Source organism: Paenibacillus sp. MSJ-34 (genome assembly GCF_018918005.1).
Lineage (GTDB): Bacteria > Bacillota > Bacilli > Paenibacillales > Paenibacillaceae > MSJ-34.
Map to the genome: position 1 here is coordinate 17,526 of NZ_JAHLPR010000020.1, position 22,524 is coordinate 40,049.

Here is a 22,524-nt window from a genome sequence, read left to right on the forward strand (position 1 = left end):
AGACGATTTACAATGGAACCGTTCAAACAACTGACAGGAATTGTGGCGCCGGTCGACCGCGTCAACGTCGATACGGATGCGATCATTCCGAAGCAATTTTTGAAACGCATCGAACGCACCGGTTTCGGACAATTTCTATTTTTCGAATGGAGATTTCATGAAAACGGCGATATCAATAACGAATTCGAAATGAACAAACCGCGCTATCAAGGGGCTTCCGTTCTCATCTCGCGGGCCAACTTCGGCTGCGGATCTTCCCGTGAGCATGCGCCGTGGGCGATTCTGGATTACGGATTCAAATGCGTGATCGCGCCTTCTTTTGCCGACATTTTCTATAATAACTGCTTCAAAAACGGCATTTTGCCGATCAAGCTGTCGGAAGAGCAAGTAGAAGAGCTGTTCCAGCGCACGGCGGCACATGAAGGATACGAATTGTCCGTCGATTTGGAAAACAAGACAATAACCGACAAGCACGGCCTTGAGATCGCATTCGATTTGGACGAACACCGAAGACAGTTTTTGCTGCAAGGCTTGGACGATATCGGTCTGACGCTGCAGCACGAAGCGGAAATTGCTGCGTACGAAGAAAAGCATCAAGCGAGACTTGCATACTAATAGGGGTTGTCCAAAAAGTCCCCTTTCGATCACAAGCATGTCTGAAAGGATGTTCGACATCGAATCTTGCGTTTACGAAGTATGTTTCCTCCGGAAACATTGCAGGTGCTCATGCAGGTTTTGCCTACACTCCGCTCCTCCTGAAAGTTTTGCATAGCAAAACTCGCTTCGGAAGCATACGCTTCGGGTTCTCGCAACCTTCTCGGTGCTGAAAAGTTGACTTTTTGAACTCGCATTATAATCTAATACGACTAGCAAATTTTACTAGAGCTTCGAACGCCGGAAACCGGCGTCGCCGAAGCTCTTTTTTTGTCAGAACCTCGCAACTTTTGCCCGTTTTCGACGTCTAATATAAAGCGTGTACAATTTCCTGTCCGAAGCGGCAGCAACGCAAAAAAATTGATGAATGTAGGGGTGAATGATGAGGAAATTAACTGTTCTGCTGTTTTTCTGTTTCACATTGCTGGCGATTCCGGGATTGGGACATGCGGCGACGAATCCGACGCTTTACTTAGACGGAGAGTCACTATCGCTTCCGGAAGAAATTACGATGAAGAATAATTCTGTCATGATTCCGCTTCGTGTCGTGGTAGAGGAGCTAGGTTTTCAAGTCGATTGGGATGCGAAGACACGTACGGTGACCATACATAAAAGCGATCAAGTAATTAAGCTTGTGGTTGACAAAAAAGAGGCGGAAGTAAACGGAAAGAAAATTGCGCTCGACACGCTTCCGTACATTAAGAGCGGCACGACGCTCGTTCCGCTTCGCTTCGTTGGCGAGCAAATGGGCCTCGTCGTCGACTGGGACAACGCTACGAAATCGGTCTACCTGTTTACGGCGGATTACGGTTCCGAAGTAACCGAGCCGTCCACTCCGGCATCCCCGCCGTCTGACGGCGACGGAACGGTCGGCAAGCCTGGCGCAAGCGAAGGACCGGAAGACCATGGCGGCGCGGCCGGCCCGGACGAGAGCGAAACGGCGTCGGTCGGCACGATCTCGTTTGCGAACGACCGCTTATGGATCGGCATAGCCGGCTCGGTCAAGCCGAAACAGCAAACGTTGACGAATCCGGATCGGATCGTGGTCGATTTGCCGCATACGAAATTTACGGACGCCTTCTTGAGCGGCCAAAGTTTCGATAACACCGGGCAAGGCCGCGTGGAAGTGGAAGATCATCCGGTCGTCGAAAGCATCCGCTTTTCGCAATTTACGGACTCGCCCGCTACGGTGCGAATCGTCATCGATTTGAAGCAGCGCCATCACTTCCGGGTCAGCACGGATCCGGACGTCGGCCTGGTCATGATAGACGTCAGCGAGAATGCCGTTCCGGATTCCAATGCGGACAAGCCTGCCGACGGGAAATATGTCGTCGTGATCGACGCGGGGCATGGGGACCACGATCCGGGAGCGATCAGCGTACGCAAACGCAACGAGAAGGATTTCAATCTTGCGCTCGCGCTTAAAGTAAGAGACGCATTCGAGAACGATCCCGACGTTCAAATTATGATGACAAGATCCGACGATACGTTTGTCGATTTGTACGATCGTGCCGGGTATGCGAACTCGAACGATGCGGATTTATTCGTTTCGATTCATGCGAACAGCATCGATAAGCCTTCCGTCAGCGGAACCGAAGTTTATTATCGAACGCCGCAAAGCGAGGAATTCGCGAAGGTGATGCATCGCAACGTAGTTCGCGGCGCCGGATTGCCCGATCGCAACGTGCGCACGGCCAACTTTGTAGTTATCCGGGAAACGACGATGCCGTCCGTATTGCTTGAAATCGGATATTTGACGAATACGACGGACGAAGCATTGCTGTTTGACGAAGATTTCCAAAAACGGGTTGCGCAGTCCATTAAAGACGGCATCAAGGAATACTTGGGATTACAATAAGGCGAGGTGACGCTAATGCGTAAAATAGTAACGTTAAGTTTCGTTCTGCTGCTTATTGCCGCCGTCTTCGCCGGCTGCGGCGCCAAAACAAAGCAGCAGCAAGGGGCGGTTGAGCCGCCTCCGCTCGAGACGGCGAACGTACATGTATACTTTACGGACGATCAATTGATGGAATTGACGGAGAAATCCGTTGAAATTTCGTATGAATCTCCCGATCAAAAATATATGGCGGCGCTGCAAGCTCTGCAGCACACGGACGACCCGAATTTGATTTCCTTGTGGGCGAAGGCGGAGTTTCTGTCGGCGGACAACAAGGAAGGCGCGCTGACGGTGGATATGAATATTCCGGCAGAGGCGCGGCTGGGAGCTCCCGGCGAGGAGCTTGCGGTGAATGCATTGCTGCAAACGATGTTCCAATTTGACGAAGTGCAATCGATCGAACTGTTGGTAGACGGGCAAAAAGTCGAATCGCTCATGGGACATGTCGATTTGCAATCGCCTTTTCAAAGGAATTAAAAGAAATTAGGCAGGAATCCTGCATAGTTGTGTCGAATTTGAACATATGCGGGTTCATAAAGTCTTGCTTACGGCAAAGGGAAGTATTCGAATTGATCGTCAAAACTCGCATCGGGGCGTCGCCCGCGCATGGACGCGGCGCTTCCGAAGCGAGTTTTGCTGCGCAAAACGGGGCATTTGCTTTGCTTCGCGAAGACTTTACCGCAACATCTTTCACAGGATGCCAAACAATTAGGGAGAGGAGATATACATATGAAAGCAAAAGTAATTTCGTTTACGTTGGCCGCGATGATGGTGCTCGGCACAGGCAGCGCGGCATACGCGGAAGTTGTGCCGGGGGGGCTGTCAGGCGAAAATTCTTCGTCGGACACGTCTGCATTCAACCAGACGCAATCGTCGTCCGCGCCGCTCTTCAGCGATGTGAAAAGCGGCTTTTGGGCGGAAAAGCATATTACCAAATTGGCTTTGGAGAAAATTTTGTTAGGCAATAACGGCAAATTTCGTCCGAACGATCCCGTCACCCAGCAGGAAGCGGTAACGATGGCGATTCGTTTCATGAATTTGGAGCAAGAGGTGAATTCGGGCAATTCCGTCGCTTTCCAGGAAGAATTTAAAGTCGGCACTTACTTCAAACCGTATGTCGCTTTGGCCTTCCAAAAAGGACTGCTGGACAAAAACGAGGAAATGACCGAGGAAAACATGAAAGAGCCTTGGGGCGACAAAAAAGCGACGCGCGAATGGGTAACCAAAATATTGGTGCGCGCGATCGGCAAGCAAAACGAAGCCCAAGCGGCGATGACGACGCAGACGTCGTTCGCGGACAACGGCAAAATTTCGCCTTCCGCCCTCGGCTATGTCAATGCGGCCGTATCGCTCAAGCTGACGACGGGGCTTGAAGGCAATAAATTCGAGCCGCAAGGCAACGTAACGCGAGCGCAGTTGGCGACGTTCTTCAGCCGGGGCGGTCAATACATCGATGTGAATTACAGCAACGTATATGAAGGCGTCATTACGAACCTGACGAGCACGTCGCTCGATTTATACGACCAGAACGGGAAAATACATAGTTTTGCACGGACGCCGGGAGCCGCTTATTTCCGCTTCGATGCCGAATATTCGATTTCCGCGAGTGACGTGAAGCCGTATTTGAAAGTATCCGTCATCGAGAACGAAGGCGCGGCGGCATATGTGGAAATTTTGGATTTGAAGCCGCAAATGGAGACTACGGAATATAAATTCGACCGCCTGCTGACGACAAGCGGCAAAACGCAATTGCTCGTTCAAGGCGCTAGCGGCGGCGACAATCTGATGGACATCGACAACTCGGTGACCGTCCTCGATCAAGCCGGAAACGAAATCCAGCTGAGCGAACTTCCGCAAAAGAGCACGATTGAAGTCAAGCGCGAAACGTTTACCCAGGATCGTAAAATTGTAATCGTTCAAGTGAAGAGCGCCCCGGTGAACAAAGTAAGCGAAGGAACGGTCGTTTCCGTCGATACGGCTCAAAGTACGGTCAAAGTGAAAGATTCGGCCAATCAGGAAGAAACGTTCAAGGTCGCCGACAAGGCGGAGGTACGGTATAAGGACCGGTACTTGTCGAACGGTCTTGCGGACATTAAAGCCGCCGATTTGATTTCTTACCGTGTCGAAGACGGTGTCATCGTGTCCATCGAAGTGAAACAGACGAGCGAGTATACGGTTAAAGGCATGCTTTTCAACTTAGACGATAATAGAACGTTTGTTTCCTATTTCAAAGATAACGATAAATCGAATATCGAAACCAGATTTTTGGCCGATCGGGTGGAAGTATCGATCGACGGATTGGCGAAAGCGAGTCTGGACGATTTGATCGCGGATACCGAGAGCGGTGATATGATCGAGGTTGCGATCAATAACGAAGGCCAAGTAACCAAAATCGTCGTTTCGAACCGGAAAGTCAAGACGTTGAACGAAGCGACCGTCGTGCTTTACGACACGAAAAACAACTTGCTGGTCGTGCAAGACGAGAACGTCAAGCCGAAACCGGCGGCATATACGCTATACGTCGACCAAGATACGAAGCTGGATATCAACACGAACATTACCAAGCTGAGCGAGCTTGAGGCGTATCTGCCGCCCGAGACGCGCGTAAACTTGACGTTTATCGACAACAAGGCGATTATGGTGCAAAAGGTGTATAAATACGACGGCATTCTGAAATATATCGATTACGGCAAACAGACGATTACGCTGACGACGGCGAACGGCAAGGAGCTCGTTCTTCCTTACGAAGGCAACGCGGCCGTATTCTTATACGGCAAAAACAACGCCTCCTTCGCGGATTTGAAAATCGGCGGGCCGGTCTCCGCGCAATTGAACAACAAGCAAGACAAAGTCGGCCGCATTTCGATCAAAACGAATGTACAGTTCGAGGTTGACACGGTGAACGCGAAAGACAAAAAATTGCGCGTCAAAACGGCCGACAACCGCTTTGAAGATTATGTGATCGATTCCGTTCCGGTCTTTAACGAGAACAACGAGCTTAGCGCTCTCGCCGATTTGGCTCCGGAGCAAGTCGTTACGATTCAGTTCGCCGGCAATGTTCCGACTTCGGTGCACCGCGTGAAATTGACTTACGCCAAAGTTGAAGCGGTAGATACGTCCAGCCAGAAAATCATCGTCAAAGATTTCGAAGGCAAGACGCAAGAAGTCAAATTGACGACAAGCTATCAAATCCAACGCGGCAACTCCAGCGACGCCAGCTTGAGCGGCTTGAAAGCGGGAGAACGGGTCGAAATCCGTCTGGACGCCAATCAAAATACGGTTGTCAAAGTGCTGCCGGAGATGAACGGGCGGTCCTTCTGGAAGTTCGATCGGACGTACAACGAAGTTTACGTGAAACGTACGGCCAACTTGGGCGAGAAAATTCAATTCGTTCTTGCGCCGAATGCATATATTCATCAAGGTGACACAATATTAAACGTGCAATCGCTGCAAGATGGTGATAAAATTAATATATATTTCACTAAAGATAAAATTGTCGAAATTGAGAAGCTATAAGTGTTGATCCCCAAACCGTTCTGACATGGATTCATCCGCGGCGGAACGGTTTTTCCCGTTGTAAGGAGGTTAAGAACCGTATGAATGCAGCGAAAACCCGGGAAGCGCTCGGGAAAATTGCGGAAATGTTCCCGGACGCCCATTGCGAATTGAATCATTCCAACCCGTTCGAACTGACGATCGCCGTGCTGTTGTCCGCCCAATGTACCGATGAAACGGTGAACAAGGTGACGGCGACATTATTCCAGAAATACCGCAAGCCGGAAGATTATATATCGGTCCCGATCGAGGAGTTGGAACAAGATATTCGGCGGATCGGATTATTTCGCAGCAAAGCGAAACATATTCAGCAGTTATGTCGTATATTGTTGGAGCGGTATGACGGCGAGGTGCCGCGCGAGCACGAGAAGTTGGTCGAACTGCCGGGCGTCGGCCGCAAAACGGCCAATGTCGTCGTTTCGAACGCGTTCGGCGTACCCGCTATCGCCGTTGATACGCATGTCGAACGGGTCGCCAAGCGGTTAGGCTTTGCGGCTTGGAACGACTCCGTGCTGGAAGTGGAAAAGAAGCTGATGCGCAAAGTGCCGAAGGAAGAGTGGACGCTGACGCATCATCGGCTCATCTTCTTCGGCAGATACCATTGCAAGGCGCAAAACCCCCAATGCGAAGTTTGTCCGCTGCTGGACGACTGCCGCGAAGGGAAAAAACGTATGAAATCAAGCCCGGTTTGGAAAGATAAGGGTGAAAAAAACTAGAGCAGAGGATGAGACCTGATGAGATGCATCTCCGTTTACACCAATAATTTTGAACTGTTTTCCGACATTTACGAGCAAATAATCGCCACGCCGCTTCAAGAGAACGAAGAAACGGAAGTGGAAGGAATTACGGTCAGCGACTCGGGCGAAGCGCCGGAACATTATTTGGAGAAAATGAAAGCTAGACCCGACGTCGTCGTGATGAAGGTGAAAGATCGCGATATTACGATATTGCAGCACGGCAAAGTATTCGAAATTTTTATTCCGGCAAAAGAAAAAGTCGTTCACTAGAAGAAGCTTGCGCGAAGTAGAATGTTTTCTTGTCCGGCCGAATCCTAGCGTTGCATCGAAAGTTTTACTGCGTTTTCAAACTGATGATTCCGACGGGCGATGAAGAGGGTAACGGATTTTGAAGGCTTTATTTTGTCCCAAATAAGACCTCGAAAATCCGTTATATGTTAGCACTATCATCCCAGTTCGAAAAATGTAAGGCAACGTTAATATGCCGGCCGGCTCCTAAAAACCGAAATGTTATGGTAAAATAAAGTAACGGCGTAAACCGGATATTTCCGGTTTACCCTATCAGAAATTTTACATTCCGATAGGCATACAAAAGCCGCCTTTACCAACGGACCGGCTTCTGTGTGAGTGCTCCGACAGGAGCTTTTTTCATTTATGATAGGGGAATAGGAATGGCATTGTATACAGCAAACGAACAAACGAGGCGGCTTTCGATGCTGCAAGAACTGGAACGCGAATTGATGGAAGCGCATCATCATGCGAGCGCTTCGAAAATCCGGGAGTTGCAAGCGAAATGGGAGGCCGGCCAGGTTGCATTGGCCTTCTGCGGGCATTTCTCCGCCGGCAAATCCACATTAATTAACCGGCTGTGCGGCAAATCGATTCTGCCTTCCAGCCCGATTCCGACGAGCGCCAACGTCGTCACGATCCGGAACGGAGAACCGGGAGCGGTCATTACGAAAATGGGCGCTAACAGCGACGGAAGCGGCGAAAAGGAACGAATTGCGGTTCCGCTGGATCAAGTGGAGGCATACTGCGTGAACGGCGCAGATGTGGAGGCGGTTCAGCTTACGGACCGGATTCCTTGGCTCGGCGATCGCGCGGCGCTGCTCGATACCCCAGGCGTCGATTCGACGGACGACGCTCACCGGCTATCGACCGAATCGGCGCTCCATCTGGCCGATGTCGTGTTCTATGTGATGGATTACAATCATGTGCAATCGGAGATGAATTTCGCGTTTGCCAAGCAGATCGCGGATTGGGGCAAACCGCTTTATTTGATCGTGAACCAGATCGACAAGCATCGGGAGCGGGAATTGCCGTTTGCGGATTACCGGAAAAGCGTGGAGCAAGCTTTTGCATATTGGCATTTAGAGCCGGCCGGCATTATTTATTTATCATTGAAAGAACCGGATCATCGCTATAACGAGTGGCATAAGCTGGAATGGCTTGTCCGCCGGCTTATGGAGCGGGCGGAAGCGCTATGCCGCTACAGTGTCGAACAATCGGCGGCGCAGCTTGCGAAAGATCATATGCGTTGGTTTGCCGCGCAAAACGAGCCGCTCAAGCGGCAATTGCTTCAGGAAGCGGGCGGGGAAGAAGAAGCCGGAAGGCTGGACGAGGAGCTGGAGCGGCTGCAAGCCTGTATCACGGAGGCGAAGCAAGCGTCCGGTACGGAGCGGGAACAGTTCCGGAAGGAATTGATGTCGCTGCTGGATAATGCCAATCTCATTCCGGCCCAAACGCGGGATTTGGCCGGGGCTTATTTGGAAAGCCGCAAACCGGGCTTCAAGGCCGGATTCCTGGCAAGCAAAGGCAAGACGGCGGCGGAAATCGAGCGGAGATTGGCGGCGTTTCACGGCCATTTGCTGGAGCAGGTGCAGGCGCATGCGGACTGGCATGTGCGCGATTTGCTGCGCCGGCTGGCGCAGCGCGCCGGAGCGGACGAGAACGTCTGGACGGAGACGTTCGAGCAAGAGCTCGGCGGGATGACGCCGGCCTGGCTGGCTTCGCTCGTGAATCCGGGCGCCGGATTCACGAGCGAATATACGATGAACTACGCGAAGTCGATTAGCGCGGAAGTGAAATCATTGTACCGCAAGCGGGCGCTTGCCGCTGCGGAACCATTATTCGAGCGGCTTGCGGCGCAGGCGGCGGAGCAAGCCGCAGAGCTCGAAGCGCGCGAGCGCGAACTGCTCGAGCGCGCGCAATCATTCGCTCGCTTGCGCGGCATCGAGCGGGAGGAACAGGCGCGCGAAGCGCGCCTGCAAGCGCTGCTGGCCGCGCAGCGCGGCAGCGCCGAATCCGGCGCAGGCTTGCTGCCGGATTTGGCGCAAGCGCCTGCCGCCGGGGCGGACCGCCCGGCGGCGGAACAGCCGCCGCAGGCGGCCGGCGGCGCCGCGCACGGCGCGCCGGGGCAAGCGCCCGCGCGCGCGGCGGACGCGGGCGAGAGCGCTCCGCCTGCGGCAAGGAGCGCCGCCCCGGCTGCGCGCGAGGCGCTGCAAGCCGCGGCCGCGAAGCTGCGCCGCGCCGCGGGGCTTGTCGCCCCGTACCCGGCGATGCAATCGCTCGCGGCCGGGCTCGCGCACAAAGCGGAGCGGCTCGCGGAGAGCCGCTTCACGATCGCATTGTTCGGCGCATTCAGCGCCGGCAAATCGTCGTTCGCCAATGCGCTTATCGGCGAATACGTCTTGCCGGTCTCGCCGAACCCGACGACGGCCGCCATCAACCGTTTGATGGCGCCGCAAGACGGTTGGCCGCACGGTACGGCCAAAATAATCGTCAAAACAAAGGAAGCGGTGCTCGAAGAAATCCGCTATTCCTTGACGATGTTAGGCATGCCCGGCGAAGAAGCGAAGAAACTGCCGGAAGCCGGCATCATGGAAGCGATTCGCGCGCTGCGCCCCGAACATATTCATCCGGCGGGCAAACCGCATTACAGCTTCCTTAAAGCTGTCGAACAAGGATGGGATGACGCGGAACCGTTGTTCGGACAAGAGGTGCGCGCGGATCTCGAGCAGTACCGCGCCTATGTGGCGGAGGAAGCCAAATCATGCTTTGTGCAACTGATCGAGCTGCATTACAGCTCTCCGTTGACGGACCAAGGCATCGTACTCGTCGATACGCCCGGCGCCGACTCGATCAATGCGCGGCATACCGGCGTCGCCTTTAATTATATTAAGAACGCCGACGCGATCTTGTTCGTGACGTATTACAATCATGCATTTTCTCAAGCGGACAGCCAATTTTTGCATCAATTGGGCCGCGTGAAGGACAGCTTCGAGCTTGATAAAATGTTTTTCCTCGTCAACGCCGCCGACTTGGCCGCTTCGGAAGAGGAATTGCAAGGCGTCGTCGATCACGTCTCAGCCAATTTGCTGGAGCATGGCATTCGCTTCCCGCGCATTTATCCGGTATCGAGCGTAAACGCCTTGGATGCCAAATTGGATGGGAATCCGGCGTCGCTTCAACAGTCAGGTTTAACGACATTCGAACGGGATTTTTCTCGATTTATAATAGAAGAATTAGGCCAGATGGCGATTCAATCCGGGCTGCAAGACGTTGCGCGCGCGGCGCATGTCGTGCGGCAATGGATCCAAGCCGCGCAATCCGACGAGGCGGAGCGGCAGCGTCAGGCGCAGCGTATGAAGGAAGCGCTGCAGGCGGCGCTGACGGAATGCGAGCGGTTGAAAGAACCCGATTCGAGCGGCGAGCAGTTACTGGAACAGGAAATTCAGGAACTGGCTTACTATGTCAAACAGCGAGTTCAATTCCGTTTTGGCGAATTGTACAATGCTTCCTTCCACCCGTCCACGTTGCGGGAGGACGGACGGGACATGCGCAAAGCGCTGCAAAGCTGCTTGCTGGAATTGATCCGGACGCTCTCTCTGGAGCTGTCGAACGAAATGCTCGCCACCTCGTTAAGGGTCGAACATTACGCCAAACGGGAAGCCGTCAAGCGCGCCGAAGCGCAAATCGCGGCAATTGCTTCACTTATTCCGGAATTTACGTCACAGTCGCTAACGAGCCCGGATTGGGAAGCGCCTGCCGTTGACGAGACGCTCGCAACGGACCCAATCGATCCGAAACGGTTATGGTCATATTTCAAAAACGCGAAATCGTTCTTCGAAGGCGACGGGAAGCAGCGCTTAAGACAGGCGCTGGAAGCGGATTTGGCCCCTGCCGTCCAAAGATACGTCGAATCGCATCAAGCTCGTTATATCGACGGTTATACGTCTCGTTTCCGGCGTTTGCTGCAGCAATATGCGGCCGAATTGCGGGAGAGCGTAACCGAACAAGCGAACGGCCTGATCGCATCTTTCACCGAGGAAACCGATGTATCCAAGCTGCGGCAATTGCATGAACAGTTGCATAGTGAGTTGGAATCATCATCCTGAAACTTCGTAACGATATCAACTGCATCAAAGAAATGGACTGCAAAAGCCCGATACTAAGTACGTATCGCGGCTTTTTGTCTTACCTTTCCTATTAAACGGGAAGGATTTCGACCTTTCAAGCGAATCCGTCGGATTTGTTGGCTGAATTGTAGGAAGATGGAATGTAAAGGTTCAAAATGGGTGAATTCCCTCTTTGAACCTTTATCATCATGATGTTAAACTTCATAAATATTCCGTAGCAAATCAAAAGGAATCGCGAACGCGCGTGCCGCTGCGGACCGTTTGTACGGACATTTTTAGGGGGAGAGAATGATGGACGTTTTCAGGAGACTCAGGCGATTTTATTGGGGTAAAATGGGTTTGCTTCTCGCTTCGATTGTCAGCTTGATGGTTGCAACCGCACTCGGACTTGTCTATCCGAATATGCTGCGCATCCTCATCGACGATGTATTTAAGCAAGAGGAATACGGATTGGTGCTCGGACTCGCGCTCACCGTCCTCATCGTTGTCAGCATCAAAGGGTGCATGCAGTTTTTGCACGGGTTTTTCGGAGGAAGACTAGGCAACTTCGTCGCTTACGGCATGCGCAACGCATGTTACGAGAAATTGCAGTTTTTATCTTTTCGTTATTACGATACGGCCAAAACGGGCGATTTAATGTCCCGTTTAACCGCAGATTTGGAAGCGATTCGAAATTTCATCGGCTTCGGGTTCGCCCAAATTCTCAATATGTTTCTTATGATTATATTCGGCGGAATCATGATGGTCTCCATCAATTGGCAGCTTACGCTCATTACGCTCATTGCCATCCCGGTTCTCGCTTATACGGCGATTCGCTTCGAATCGAAAATACATCCGGCGTTCCGCGAAATGCGGATTGCAATGAGCCAATTGACGACGGCGGTCCAAGAAAACATAACCGGCGTTCGCACCGTCAAATCGTTCGCGCGGGAATCGTTTGAAATCGACAAATTTTCAGGCAAGAACGAAGCTTATAAAGACAATCAAATCTACGCCTCCAAGCTTTGGGGCACCTATTTTCCGATTATGGAACTGCTGGCCAGCCTCAGCATCGTCATTTTGCTGGGCGTAGGCGGCAGCCTTGTCGTCAACGAGACGATTACGCTTGGGGAACTGGTAGCGTTCTTTAGTTTAATCTGGTATATCGTCGGCCCGATGTGGGGGATCGGTTTCCATATTAACAACTATACGCAATCAAAGGCGTCGGGAGAACGCGTACTTGAACTGCTCGATCAACCGTCGGATGTCCAAGACTCGGAACAAGCGGTCGCGCTCGAAGCGGATCGCGTCCGGGGCCATGTCCGCTTCGAAGACGTGTCGTTCGGCTACATAAACAAAGGGCAATCTTTGGCGAACGTATCTTTCGACGCCCCTCCGGGCAAAGTGATCGGCTTGATCGGCGGAACCGGCGCGGGCAAGTCGACCATTATTCAACTGCTAATGAGAGCGTATGACGTCAAAAAAGGAAAAATTACGCTGGATGGAATCGATATACGCGATATTCGGCTGGAAAGCTTGCGGGAACAAATTGCAACGGTGTTCCAGGAGACGTTCCTGTTCTCGGCCACGATCCGCAACAATATCGCCTACGGCATGCGCGATGTGACGATGGAACAGATCATTCGGGCGGCACAACTCGCGAAAGCCCATGATTTTATTATGGAGCTGCCGGAAGGATACGATACCGTTGTCGGCGAACGCGGAATGGGATTGTCAGGGGGGCAGAAGCAACGGATCGCCATCGCACGGGCTTTGCTGAAAAATCCGAAAATATTGATTTTAGACGACGCGACAAGCGCCGTCGATATGGAGACGGAGCATGAAATTCAGGCCGGTTTCCGCGAATTGATGAAAGGCCGTACGACTTTCGTCATTGCGCATCGAATTTCGTCCTTGCGCCATGCCCATGAAATTTTGATGCTCGATCAAGGACGGATCGTGCAGCGGGGCACGCATGACGAACTTATTGCGCAACCGGGTCCGTACCGCGATGTATATGACATTCAATATGCCGATAAAATCGCTTTGGATCAATCGGACGACATATTACAGCCGACTTCGGTAAGAGAGCAGGTGAACCAATGAGCGCGTCTCAACAACGTTTCGTATACCAAGACGACGATGTGATCGAAAAGGCGTTTAACTGGAAGCAATTCCGCCGCTTGTTCGCCTATATGAAGCCGTACAGCAAGCAGCTGCTGCCGGTCGTGCTGGTCATGATGGTGCTTGGCACGATTACTCGTTTGGCCATTCCGTTTTTGATCAGTTTGGCGATCGATAAAGCGATCGCTCCCAAACTCGGCAATCCGAATTTATCGCTATTGTATATTTATACAGGCGTTGTGCTCGCCCTATACATTATTCAATGGGCGGCCAATACGTACCGCATCAAATTTACGAATGTGATCGGACAACGGGTCATTTACGATTTGCGTGCGGATTTGTTCAAACATATTCAAAAGCTGTCTTTCCGATTTTACGATACGAGACCGGCCGGTTCGGTGTTGGTGCGGATCACGAACGACGTTAACTCTCTTCAGGATTTGTTTACGAACGGTGTCGTCAACCTGGTGATCGATTGCGTGCAACTGATCGGTATCGTGATCATTTTGCTCGTGCTCAATTTCAAGCTCGGTCTAGCCGTGATGATTACGGTTCCGATCATGTTTCTCGTTTCCACCAAGCTGCGCAAAAAAATCCGGCTTGGCTGGCAAGACGTACGCATTAAGCAATCTCGAATCAACGCCCATTTGAATGAAGCCATTCAAGGCATTCGCGTGACGCAGGCTTATGTGCAGGAAAAAGAGAACATGAAATTTTTCGACCATATGAATACGGTTAACTTGAAATCTTGGAACCGCGCTTCTGCACTGAACCAAATGTTCGGTCCTTTTATCGAAATTACAGGGGCGATCGGGTCGTTCATTTTGTTCTGGTACGGATCGTTTCTGATTCAGCACGGGGAACTGACGATCGGTTTGTTCGTCGCTTTCGCCAACTATGTCGGCAACTTCTGGGATCCGATCAATCGTCTCGGTCAAATGTATTCGCAATTGCTCGTCGCGATGGCTTCCTCCGAACGGATCTTTGAGTTTATGGATGAACGGCCGACCGTCGGCGAGCTTCCGGATGCGAAAGCAATGCCGCACATTCGCGGAGACATCGAATTTGATAATATCGTATTCCAGTATGAGGTGGGGAGACACGCGCTGCGCGGCATTTCCCTGAAAGTGCAGGCCGGGCAATCGATCGCACTCGTCGGCCATACCGGTTCGGGCAAAAGCACGATCATCAACCTGCTCAGCCGGTTCTACGATCCCGTTGAAGGAAGGGTGCTCGTCGACGGTATCGATTTGCGCGATATTACGATTGAAAGCTTGCGTTCGCAAATCGGAATCGTGTTGCAGGATACGTTTATTTTCTCGGGAACGATCCGTGACAACATTCGCTTCGGACGGCTGGATGCGACCGACGAGGAAGTGGAAGCGGCGGCGAAGGCCGTCTTCGCTCACGATTTTATTATGGGATTGCCGCAAGGCTATCGAACGGAAGTGCAGGAGCGGGGCAATATTTTATCGATGGGGCAACGCCAATTGCTTTCGTTCGCCCGGGCGTTGCTTGCCAATCCGCGCATCTTAATTTTGGACGAAGCGACAGCCAGCATCGATACCGAAACGGAAGTGAAAATCCAGGAGGCGTTGAAAACGCTGCTGCAAGGAAGAACTTCTTTTATTATCGCGCACCGGTTATCGACGATCCGCCATGCCGACCATATCGTCGTCCTCGACCACGGCTTGATTAAAGAACAGGGAACGCATGACGAGCTCATGGCGATGAGAGGAACTTATTACGGGCTGATCGAAGCGCAATATAAATTTTTGTCGGCATAATTTGTCGGCTCGCGAGACTGCTCCGCTATGCGGAGCAGTTTTTGCGTTTTCGAGAGATAGAGCGATTGTGCTTTTTTTGGCCCTTTTGTGGAAATCCCCTTCGTTCAGAAAATGGTCTCTGTCGGTCGGATCACTGATCGATGGAATGTTGTGCATTTCGCCCTTTTGTAGAAATCCCCTTCGTTCAGAAAGGCGATTTCGTTCAGGCGTTACCGCAATTTTGATCGCCGAGCGATGTCTTAAACGAGTAATCATTTCAGCCTGGTGACGCAGTGGCTGCGCTGCTCACGGCATAACTGGGCCCCGTCCTTGCTATCAAGTATGCATTATGATGAAGTGCGGCAGCAAGCACGTGAGTATTCTGCCTTCTGAACGAGGGGGATTTCGACAGAAGGCGGATGAGAAGACATGCCGGCATCAAAAGAACCAGAAAAAGGAAACGGTCCCGAACCAATACAGAGAAAAGACTACATCAAGAAGCGCCAATAAAGAGCCACGACAGGTACGATCCGCTCGGCGCAACCGGCTTGCATTTTATCGTTGAAACTAGCACAATTGAAACATGAAAATAATAGGAGGACGAGTTGCAATGAATGTACGATCGAATCACAAACCAGTTCGCAAAATGATGCTCCTCGGTGCGGGCGAGCTCGGCAAAGAGGTTGTAATCGAGGCGCAGCGTCTAGGGGTCGAAACGGTTGCAGTCGACCGTTATGAAGGCGCGCCGGCGATGCAAGTAGCGCATCGCTCTTACGTGATCGATATGCTGGACGGGGAAAAGTTGACGGCGCTGATTCGCAGCGAAATGCCGGATTTGATCGTGCCCGAGATTGAAGCGATCGCCACGCAGGCGCTTGTCGAGCTGGAGCGGCAAGGGTTTCGCGTCGTGCCGACGGCCAATGCGGCCAGGCTGACGATGGATCGTGAAGGCATTCGCCGGCTGGCTGCGGAAACGCTCCGTTTGCCGACCGCAAAATACGAATTTGCGAGCAGTTTGGAGGAATTGGAGCAAGCGGTGGCCGATATCGGTACGCCATGCGTCATCAAACCGCTCATGAGTTCTTCCGGTAAAGGCCAAAGCGTCTGCCGAACGCCGGACGACGTGAAATCGTGCTGGGAGTACGCCTTGGAAGGCGGACGCGCCAAACAAATGCGCGTAATCGTAGAGCAATTCATTGAGTTTGAATCGGAAATTACGCTGCTCACGGTTCGTTCCGCCGGCGGAACGATCTATTGCGAGCCGATCGGACATGTGCAGAAAGACGGCGATTATGTAGAATCGTGGCAGCCGCATCCGATGACGGCGGAGAGAATCGCCGAGGCGCGGGAAATCGCGAAGTCCATTACGGATGCGCTTGGAGGATACGGCATTTACGGCGTGGAATTGTTTGTCACGAAGGAAGGCATCGTGTTTAGCGAAGTTTCGCCTAGACCGCATGATACCGGTATGGTGACGATGGCGACGCAAGACTTGTCCGAATTCGCGCTTCATGTGCGCGCGATCCTGGGGCTTCCAATCCCGTCGGTTCGTCTATTGTCGCCCGGAGCCTCTACTACGCTCAAAGCGGATCGCGATCATCAACGGTTCGATATCGGCGGAATCGACGAGGCGCTGGCGCTGGAAGGCACGCAAGTGCGCATTTTCGGCAAGCCGGAAACGAAGCCCGGCCGCAGAATGGCCGTCGCGTTATGCGCCGCCGCCGATATCGAAACCGCGCGCGCAAGAGCGAAAGAAGCGGCGGGTAAACTTTATATTACTTATGAATGATGATTTCATGTTCATATTTGCGGTAGATGCGATCCATAAAATCGGCGACGGCTATTTTAAGTTCGGGGCCTTGCAATTGATCGATGTTTACATTTGTGTTGTCTAAATATTGATTCACGACAGAGCGGTTGATTTCCGTATCGTCGGCTTCCACGCCCGCTTTTTGCGCTTCAACGTATGTCATCCACCAGGACAGCATGATTTTGAAATCTTGTTCGTCCGAGAGATCATGCGCGAACACGATAGGGTCGTTCTTGTATAATTGGGCGCTGCCGTCCTTGAATCGGACAATGGCGCGCTCCTCCGGCGCGGAATGGGTCAATGCGGCGCAACCGAGCAATAGGAAGAGAAGCAGTCCCGCGGCAGACCATCTGAATGTTTGCGGTCTGTACCTTGGCGATCATGGCGATTCTTCTCTGCAATTGCTTTTTCGAGCCTGAGAAGCTTGCCGTGAAAGGCTGCCGGGACAGTTCGGAAACGTCCTCCAGCAGTTTGATCATGGCGTGCCCGTACGCTCCGGATTCCCCCGGCCGGATGCGAGATAAAACGAGCGCATCGCATGCGATTTCCTGATCCGCCCGCATCCGGTAATAGGCGTACCACAAAATCGGGTTAAACCAATGCAACGCGAGCAGACAGCACATGAGGCAATTAACGGTTCCCCTCCTTACCCAACATCTTTTTCAAGTCTTCGATGTCGTCGGGGGTCAAGCGATGCCGCTTGATGAAATGGGCCAAAGCCGGCTTTAAAGCTCCGCCGAACACGCGGTCGAGAAATGATTCGCTTTCCGCTTCAGTAATCGTTAGTTGTCAAACCCTAGTTTATCGGATTTGTCCACTTGCGAACGCATTTGTTGCACTTCGGCATCGTTTATTTTACCGGTTCCGTAGCGGGCGCGGTTGTACAATTCGGCTATTAAGCGAAATTCGTCCGAGTCGGCCGAGCGGTTTTCGCCTGTTTTGGATTGCGTTTCACTTAGCCACCGGCTTACTTCGTCCAGCGTTTCGCGTGGAGTATAAGAGGCATGAAACGAGTAGCCTTTTTGCACCGAGCGTTTAATCAGCATGCGGTATAAGTAGCGTACCCGGAGCCGGTTATCCGCCAATGCTTCGTACGGGAGCTCGCGCTCCGGTCGTTGCTTGCCCGGGAAAATTCGTGTTTTCAAGCGCTGTTTCATCATTTGCAATGTCAATAAATTGGTATGTTCGTCCATATATCCGTTCTCTTGTTGGTCGGCATCGTAGGCGCGGAACAACCGCATCAACCATGCCCAAAGCGCCGGCATCCAGCGGCGGACGATGCTTCTCAGAACGAAGAAGATTAAGGCGGCGGCTGCGATTCCTGCGATGATCCAAGCGATAACGTTCAATACGGTTAAAAGGAGCTGCATCCATTCGGAAGTATGCCGCTCTTCCTGCGGCAGGGGCAGAAGCGGAGCAGGTGCCTGCTCCGCCGAAGGGGGAGGTTCCGATACAGGGCGCTCCCGGAACAGCCACGCCATGAGCCGGCGAAACCACGACCACAGCACGACGGATAAATCCGGTATAACGTACGCGGCAAGAAGAACGGCAGCCGTTAACGCCGCGGAGTAGACCGCATTGAATTTGCGGATCGCTTTCGGAACGGCGGAACGGCCGGGTTCGTCCAGGTTGGCGCGGCTCAGATGCATTCTGTTCGAGATTGTGATCGTATAGATGACGCTGACCGTTCCTGCGACGGCAACCGCAACGGCGTACGGTTTCAACGAATCGACCGCTTGCATGAGCAGAAAGGCGACAAAATAGGAGAGAATGCCGATCCAATAATACGGCAGCGGATAGACGGTATAGCCGTTCTTCTCCGAAATTTGCGCACTGCGGTAACAGAGGACGGCAATGGCGGCGAACGCCGGAAGATGGCTCGGCTGCCACCCCATCAACAACCATGCGGCGGCGACTCCGGCCATCGCAAGACCCAGTCTGACGAGCATTTTCCTGTTCGTCGGAATGATCGAACCGATCGCGCAGCAAGCCGCGCATAGGATTAGCGAGCTGCCGAACCAATACGGGAGGGCGGCAGGACCTACTCCATATACGCCGGCAATGAGCAGGAATGGAAAGTAAAACAATATTTCCGTCCATGCGGCGAGCGACCGCAATCCGATGTTTGCCAAACGGTTCGGTTGTGACATAAATACCCTCCTAAACTTGATATGGGCGTAGTTTCTTTAGGAATATCGAACGCAACCCGGCTTGGAAGCGTTTGTCTTAACGCGCCGCAGGATTTTGTCCAATGTTTTATCCGATCCAACGGTGTAAATCGGCTTTTCATTGGATTTTATACAGCAGAAGTTGGAAAAAACGAGACAGATGGGCGAAAAAGGGGCGAATCCATTGGATATTTTCCAATGGGGACCCGTTTAATCGCAACAAACCGGCCATTCTGTTGGATGATTTCCAATGGGGGTTGAAGCATCGCCTTCCTGCAACTGTGCGACTGCCGCTTACGGTAAGCTTAGGCCGACTAATCTTACACGCGCCGCTCTCGGCCGGTGGTCGGACTGCTGCCGGCCACCGCCGGCACATGACGCGGCTTGACGCGCGCACGATTACGATAGCTTCACCGTTTCGACGTGATGCCCCCGCGCCCGTAAACGCTCGAGCCGCAGCTCCGTTTCTTCGGACATCGTCGCTGTCAAAACGAGGTAATCGACCTGTTCCGCATCCCGTTCGATTTCGCGTTCCAGCAACGTATGAAAGTTCGACGCGATGCGCATTTCCAGCCTCGCCATCGTATCGAGCAAATGCGTCAAATGAGCGAGACCGCCGCCCTCCGGTATGCTGACCGTTCGATGGGGATCGCTTGGCAAACGGCCGTTGCAGCAGAAGCCGACTTCCATGCCTTGAGAGACGATATAATCGGCGACCGCAGCCGCACAGCCCAGCAAATATTCGACCAGCTCCGGCTTTGTTACTTGGTTCCACATACGCTCCGTCGTTTCGAAATTGACCAATAACGTCAGCTTGCGCTCGGATGTGTAATCGTTTTGCCGCACTTGCAACGTGCCGGCGCGCGCGGTCGCTTGCCAATGGATCGATCGTAACGAATCGCCCGGCACGTAATCGCGGACGCCCGACGTGAGGAACGGGTCCTCCATCGTCCAGCGCCGCACCGTCAGCTCGCCCATCCAGCCCCGATTGGAGAACGGAATCGCGTCCAGCAGGACAGGCTCCGGATAGACGACCAGTTCAAGCGACAGCTTGACCGTTTGCACGGCTTCCGCCAGCCCGAACGGATCGCCTGCGGTCATCGTCGCGCTGTCGAGCCGATATACGCCCCTCTTGGCGCAACGAACGCGGTGGCGGCGCACGATTTGCCGATACGGCAGCAGCGAGAACAAGCTTTTATGATTTTGCAAACGATCGCCGCGGTGAATATCCAAGTTCTCTTGCCGATCGAAATGGAGCCCGCTTTGCATCATCGATTCGAGCCGGATCCAAGGGAGCGGCAGCAGCTTATCGTTCGCGATCGTTTCGACCATTTGCACCGTTTCGCCGGCGAAGACGGCTCGCTTGTCGAAGGTACGCGCATAACGGACCCGTTTCAATGCCGATCGCTTGTAAATCATGCTTAATAGCAACAGCGTCAACAGTGTGATGAGAATCAACCAATGCAGCGGCATATGGCGATCCTTATTCCCGCAGCTGCGGCTCGGCGGGAACGGCAGTTTGTGCGACGATACGGTCGAGAATCGTTTCGGCGCCGTCTTTGCGAAGCTGCGAACGGTTTTTTAAGACGATGCGGTGAGCCAGTACAGGCTTGACCAGCGTTTTAATATCGTCCGGAACGACATAACTGCGCCCGCGGATGACGGCATAGGCCTGAACCGCTTTCAATAAAGCTCCCGCGCCGCGCGGGCTGACTCCCAATGCGATTTCGTCATGATTTCTGGTATGTTCTACAATAATCAGGAGATATTTTAATATATCTTCATCTAGCTGCACATGCGCATAGCGCGTTTGCGCTTGCATAATGTCGGCGGCGGAGGCGACCGGCTGGAGCGAGCGGAGCGGATCGTCGGTTCGGAACCGCCGTAAAATGTCCAGCCCTTCCTCGAACGTCGGATAACCCATGCTCGTTTTCATTAGAAAACGGTCAAGCTGCGCCTCGGGCAATGGGAAGGTGCCATGGCTTTCGACCGGATTTTGCGTGGCGATGACGATAAACGGCGAGGATAAAACATGCGTTTCGCCGGCAATTGTCACTTGGCGTTCTTCCATGCACTCGAGCAGGCTCGATTGCGTTCTCGGCGTGGCGCGGTTAATTTCGTCCGCGAGCAAAATGTTGGTATGTACGGGACCGGGCCGGAATTCGAAATCGCCCGATTTTTGATTATAATAATGAATGCCGGCAATATCGGACGGGAGCAGATCCGGCGTAAACTGGATGCGGGAGAACCGGCAGTCGATCGATTTGGCGAGCGCTTTGGCCAGCATCGTTTTTCCTGTGCCCGGCACGTCTTCGAGCAGCATATGTCCCGACGTGAAGAGCGCAACGAGCAGCAAATCGACAATCTCGTCCTTGCCGACGAGCGCCTGCGCGACATTGCGTTTGATTCGATCCGCGAGCTGCCGTATTTGTCCGAATTCCATAAAAAACACCGCCTTGTTTTATCGTTTGAATGTAGCCCATTTGTCTTCATTTTAACACAAAAAATTTTGAAATCTTTCGTTTTTCGCGGTATAAACAAAAAAGAGCGGAAACCATGATATAATAGAGAGGTTCAACGCAAGGAGGGATTCGATGAAATCGTCGCAGTTCATTTGGAGATTAGTCGGCATTACGGCGATCGCCGCAGCGGTCGTACTGCTGTTCGGTTTCGGGTATGCCGTATACGATATATTGAATCCTTCGGCAGCGTCATGGCAAGGTTCCGCCCAGAAGCCGGCGCATACAACGGATAAGTTTACGGATCGGAACGAAATCGGCATGACGGCGATTGGCGATTCGCTGACGCGGGGAACGGGCGATGCGACAGGCAGCGGTTATGTGCGCGGCGTCGCCGAGCTGCTTGAAACGAAGCTGCAGAAGCCGGTTCGAATACTGAACAATCTTGGCATTAACGGGTTAAGAGCCGATCAACTTGTGTCGAAATTGGACGAGACAGGCATCCGCTATTCGCTCGCGCAGGCGGACGTTATCATGTTTACGATCGGCGGCAACGACCTATTTCAAAGCGCGCTCGATCAAAATTTTACTTCGGGCGAGTTTGAAGCGGAAGATTTATTCCGCAAAGTTGAAGAAGGATTGGCGAACGTAACGGACATCGCCGATAAAATAAATGAGATCAACCCGGACGCCAGAGTCGTCTACGTCGGATTGTACAATCCGCTCGCTGATTTGGAAGAGATGCGCGAACTGGGCAATCGAGTCGTGCAGAAGTGGAACGACGGCGTATTTGCGGTCCTGAACCGCTATCCGAATATGACGCTCGTGCCGACGCTCGATCTATTTCAAGCGGCGTTTGCGCAATACATAGGGACGGATCACTTCCATCCGAACGCGGAAGGGTACCGGGCGATCTCCGAAAGAATCGCGCAAAGCTTCTTTTAAGCATTGGTCACT

Annotated in this window: 17 protein-coding genes; 11 read left to right on the plus strand and 6 right to left on the minus strand. The window is 52.7% G+C overall.

Going from position 1 to position 22,524, the window contains the following annotated elements:
* The first annotated feature begins 12 nt into the window (after nucleotides 1-12).
* The 10 genes from leuD to purT all read left to right on the plus strand — a co-directional run bounded on the left by leuD (nucleotide 13) and on the right by purT (nucleotide 16,919).
* Nucleotides 13-615 (plus strand): 3-isopropylmalate dehydratase small subunit, encoded by a 603-nt coding sequence (gene leuD, locus KQI79_RS11650; protein WP_216538410.1) that lies wholly within the window; start codon nucleotides 13-15, stop codon nucleotides 613-615.
* A gap of 421 nt (nucleotides 616-1,036) precedes the next feature.
* Nucleotides 1,037-2,512, plus strand: coding sequence for an N-acetylmuramoyl-L-alanine amidase family protein (locus tag KQI79_RS11655; protein ID WP_216538411.1), 1,476 nt, complete (start codon nucleotides 1,037-1,039; stop codon nucleotides 2,510-2,512).
* A gap of 15 nt (nucleotides 2,513-2,527) precedes the next feature.
* Complete coding sequence (locus KQI79_RS11660; RefSeq protein ID WP_216538412.1) at nucleotides 2,528-3,028, plus strand: GerMN domain-containing protein; 501 nt, start codon at nucleotides 2,528-2,530, stop codon at nucleotides 3,026-3,028.
* 252 nt (nucleotides 3,029-3,280) lie between these two features.
* Complete coding sequence (locus KQI79_RS11665; protein WP_216538413.1) at nucleotides 3,281-6,067, plus strand: S-layer homology domain-containing protein; 2,787 nt, start codon at nucleotides 3,281-3,283, stop codon at nucleotides 6,065-6,067.
* Between the two features lie 80 nt (nucleotides 6,068-6,147).
* Complete coding sequence (gene nth / locus KQI79_RS11670; RefSeq protein ID WP_216538414.1) at nucleotides 6,148-6,822, plus strand: endonuclease III; 675 nt, start codon at nucleotides 6,148-6,150, stop codon at nucleotides 6,820-6,822.
* An 18-nt stretch (nucleotides 6,823-6,840) separates the two neighbouring features.
* Complete coding sequence (locus tag KQI79_RS11675) at nucleotides 6,841-7,113, plus strand: NAD/NADP transhydrogenase alpha subunit (protein ID WP_216538415.1); 273 nt, start codon at nucleotides 6,841-6,843, stop codon at nucleotides 7,111-7,113.
* A gap of 401 nt (nucleotides 7,114-7,514) precedes the next feature.
* Nucleotides 7,515-11,240: a dynamin family protein gene (locus KQI79_RS11680; RefSeq protein WP_216538416.1), complete on the plus strand. Its 3,726-nt coding sequence runs from the start codon at nucleotides 7,515-7,517 to the stop codon at nucleotides 11,238-11,240.
* Between the two features lie 312 nt (nucleotides 11,241-11,552).
* Nucleotides 11,553-13,346, plus strand: coding sequence for an ABC transporter ATP-binding protein (locus tag KQI79_RS11685; RefSeq protein WP_216538473.1), 1,794 nt, complete (start codon nucleotides 11,553-11,555; stop codon nucleotides 13,344-13,346).
* Complete coding sequence (locus KQI79_RS11690; protein ID WP_216538417.1) at nucleotides 13,343-15,151, plus strand: ABC transporter ATP-binding protein; 1,809 nt, start codon at nucleotides 13,343-13,345, stop codon at nucleotides 15,149-15,151. Before KQI79_RS11685 ends, KQI79_RS11690 begins: the two co-directional genes overlap by 4 nt.
* A 589-nt stretch (nucleotides 15,152-15,740) precedes the next feature.
* A complete protein-coding gene (purT, locus tag KQI79_RS11695; RefSeq protein ID WP_216538418.1) occupies nucleotides 15,741-16,919 on the plus strand; it encodes a formate-dependent phosphoribosylglycinamide formyltransferase in 1,179 nt (392 codons plus the stop codon).
* On the opposite strand, the gene KQI79_RS11700 is transcribed toward purT, so the two are convergent.
* The 6 genes from KQI79_RS11700 to KQI79_RS11725 form a co-directional block, all read right to left on the minus strand.
* Nucleotides 16,906-17,241, minus strand: coding sequence for a hypothetical protein (locus KQI79_RS11700; RefSeq protein ID WP_216538482.1), 336 nt, complete (start codon nucleotides 17,239-17,241; stop codon nucleotides 16,906-16,908). The genes purT and KQI79_RS11700 overlap by 14 nt on opposite strands.
* Entirely contained in the window at nucleotides 17,147-17,563 is a 417-nt protein-coding gene (locus tag KQI79_RS28235; protein WP_367398169.1) for a M56 family metallopeptidase, read from the minus strand. Before KQI79_RS28235 ends, KQI79_RS11700 begins: the two co-directional genes overlap by 95 nt.
* Before the next feature lie 7 nt (nucleotides 17,564-17,570).
* Nucleotides 17,571-17,720, minus strand: a complete 150-nt coding sequence (locus tag KQI79_RS28240; RefSeq protein WP_367398171.1) for a BlaI/MecI/CopY family transcriptional regulator — start codon at nucleotides 17,718-17,720, stop codon at nucleotides 17,571-17,573.
* A gap of 2 nt (nucleotides 17,721-17,722) precedes the next feature.
* Nucleotides 17,723-19,090 carry a DUF4129 domain-containing protein gene (locus KQI79_RS11715; RefSeq protein WP_216538421.1) on the minus strand — a complete coding sequence of 456 codons (1,368 nt, stop codon included), beginning with the start codon at nucleotides 19,088-19,090 and terminating at the stop codon, nucleotides 17,723-17,725.
* Between the two features lie 417 nt (nucleotides 19,091-19,507).
* Nucleotides 19,508-20,581, minus strand: coding sequence for a DUF58 domain-containing protein (locus KQI79_RS11720; RefSeq protein ID WP_216538422.1), 1,074 nt, complete (start codon nucleotides 20,579-20,581; stop codon nucleotides 19,508-19,510).
* 10 nt (nucleotides 20,582-20,591) lie between these two features.
* A complete protein-coding gene (locus KQI79_RS11725; RefSeq protein ID WP_216538423.1) occupies nucleotides 20,592-21,551 on the minus strand; it encodes an AAA family ATPase in 960 nt (319 codons plus the stop codon).
* Nucleotides 21,552-21,702: 151 nt separating this feature from the next.
* Between KQI79_RS11725 and KQI79_RS11730 the strand changes: the two genes are divergently transcribed.
* Nucleotides 21,703-22,512 carry a GDSL-type esterase/lipase family protein gene (locus KQI79_RS11730; protein ID WP_216538424.1) on the plus strand — a complete coding sequence of 270 codons (810 nt, stop codon included), beginning with the start codon at nucleotides 21,703-21,705 and terminating at the stop codon, nucleotides 22,510-22,512.
* Nucleotides 22,513-22,524 lie beyond the last annotated feature (12 nt).

Excerpts from the sequence above, each read along its gene's own strand:
- KQI79_RS11690 (WP_216538417.1), top strand. The coding sequence starts at position 13,343 with ATGAGCGCGTCTCAACAACGTTTCGTATACCAAGACGACGATGTGATC.
- KQI79_RS11715 (WP_216538421.1), bottom strand. The coding sequence starts at position 19,090 with ATGTCACAACCGAACCGTTTGGCAAACATCGGATTGCGGTCGCTCGCC.
- KQI79_RS11655 (WP_216538411.1), top strand. The coding sequence starts at position 1,037 with ATGAGGAAATTAACTGTTCTGCTGTTTTTCTGTTTCACATTGCTGGCG.
- KQI79_RS11725 (WP_216538423.1), bottom strand. The coding sequence starts at position 21,551 with ATGGAATTCGGACAAATACGGCAGCTCGCGGATCGAATCAAACGCAAT.
- KQI79_RS11660 (WP_216538412.1), top strand. The coding sequence starts at position 2,528 with ATGCGTAAAATAGTAACGTTAAGTTTCGTTCTGCTGCTTATTGCCGCC.
- nth (WP_216538414.1), top strand. The coding sequence starts at position 6,148 with ATGAATGCAGCGAAAACCCGGGAAGCGCTCGGGAAAATTGCGGAAATG.
- KQI79_RS11680 (WP_216538416.1), top strand. The coding sequence starts at position 7,515 with ATGGCATTGTATACAGCAAACGAACAAACGAGGCGGCTTTCGATGCTG.
- KQI79_RS11675 (WP_216538415.1), top strand. The coding sequence starts at position 6,841 with ATGAGATGCATCTCCGTTTACACCAATAATTTTGAACTGTTTTCCGAC.
- leuD (WP_216538410.1), top strand. The coding sequence starts at position 13 with ATGGAACCGTTCAAACAACTGACAGGAATTGTGGCGCCGGTCGACCGC.
- KQI79_RS11665 (WP_216538413.1), top strand. The coding sequence starts at position 3,281 with ATGAAAGCAAAAGTAATTTCGTTTACGTTGGCCGCGATGATGGTGCTC.
- KQI79_RS28235 (WP_367398169.1), bottom strand. The coding sequence starts at position 17,563 with ATGTGCTGTCTGCTCGCGTTGCATTGGTTTAACCCGATTTTGTGGTAC.
- KQI79_RS11720 (WP_216538422.1), bottom strand. The coding sequence starts at position 20,581 with ATGCCGCTGCATTGGTTGATTCTCATCACACTGTTGACGCTGTTGCTA.
- KQI79_RS11685 (WP_216538473.1), top strand. The coding sequence starts at position 11,553 with ATGGACGTTTTCAGGAGACTCAGGCGATTTTATTGGGGTAAAATGGGT.
- KQI79_RS11730 (WP_216538424.1), top strand. The coding sequence starts at position 21,703 with ATGAAATCGTCGCAGTTCATTTGGAGATTAGTCGGCATTACGGCGATC.
- purT (WP_216538418.1), top strand. The coding sequence starts at position 15,741 with ATGAATGTACGATCGAATCACAAACCAGTTCGCAAAATGATGCTCCTC.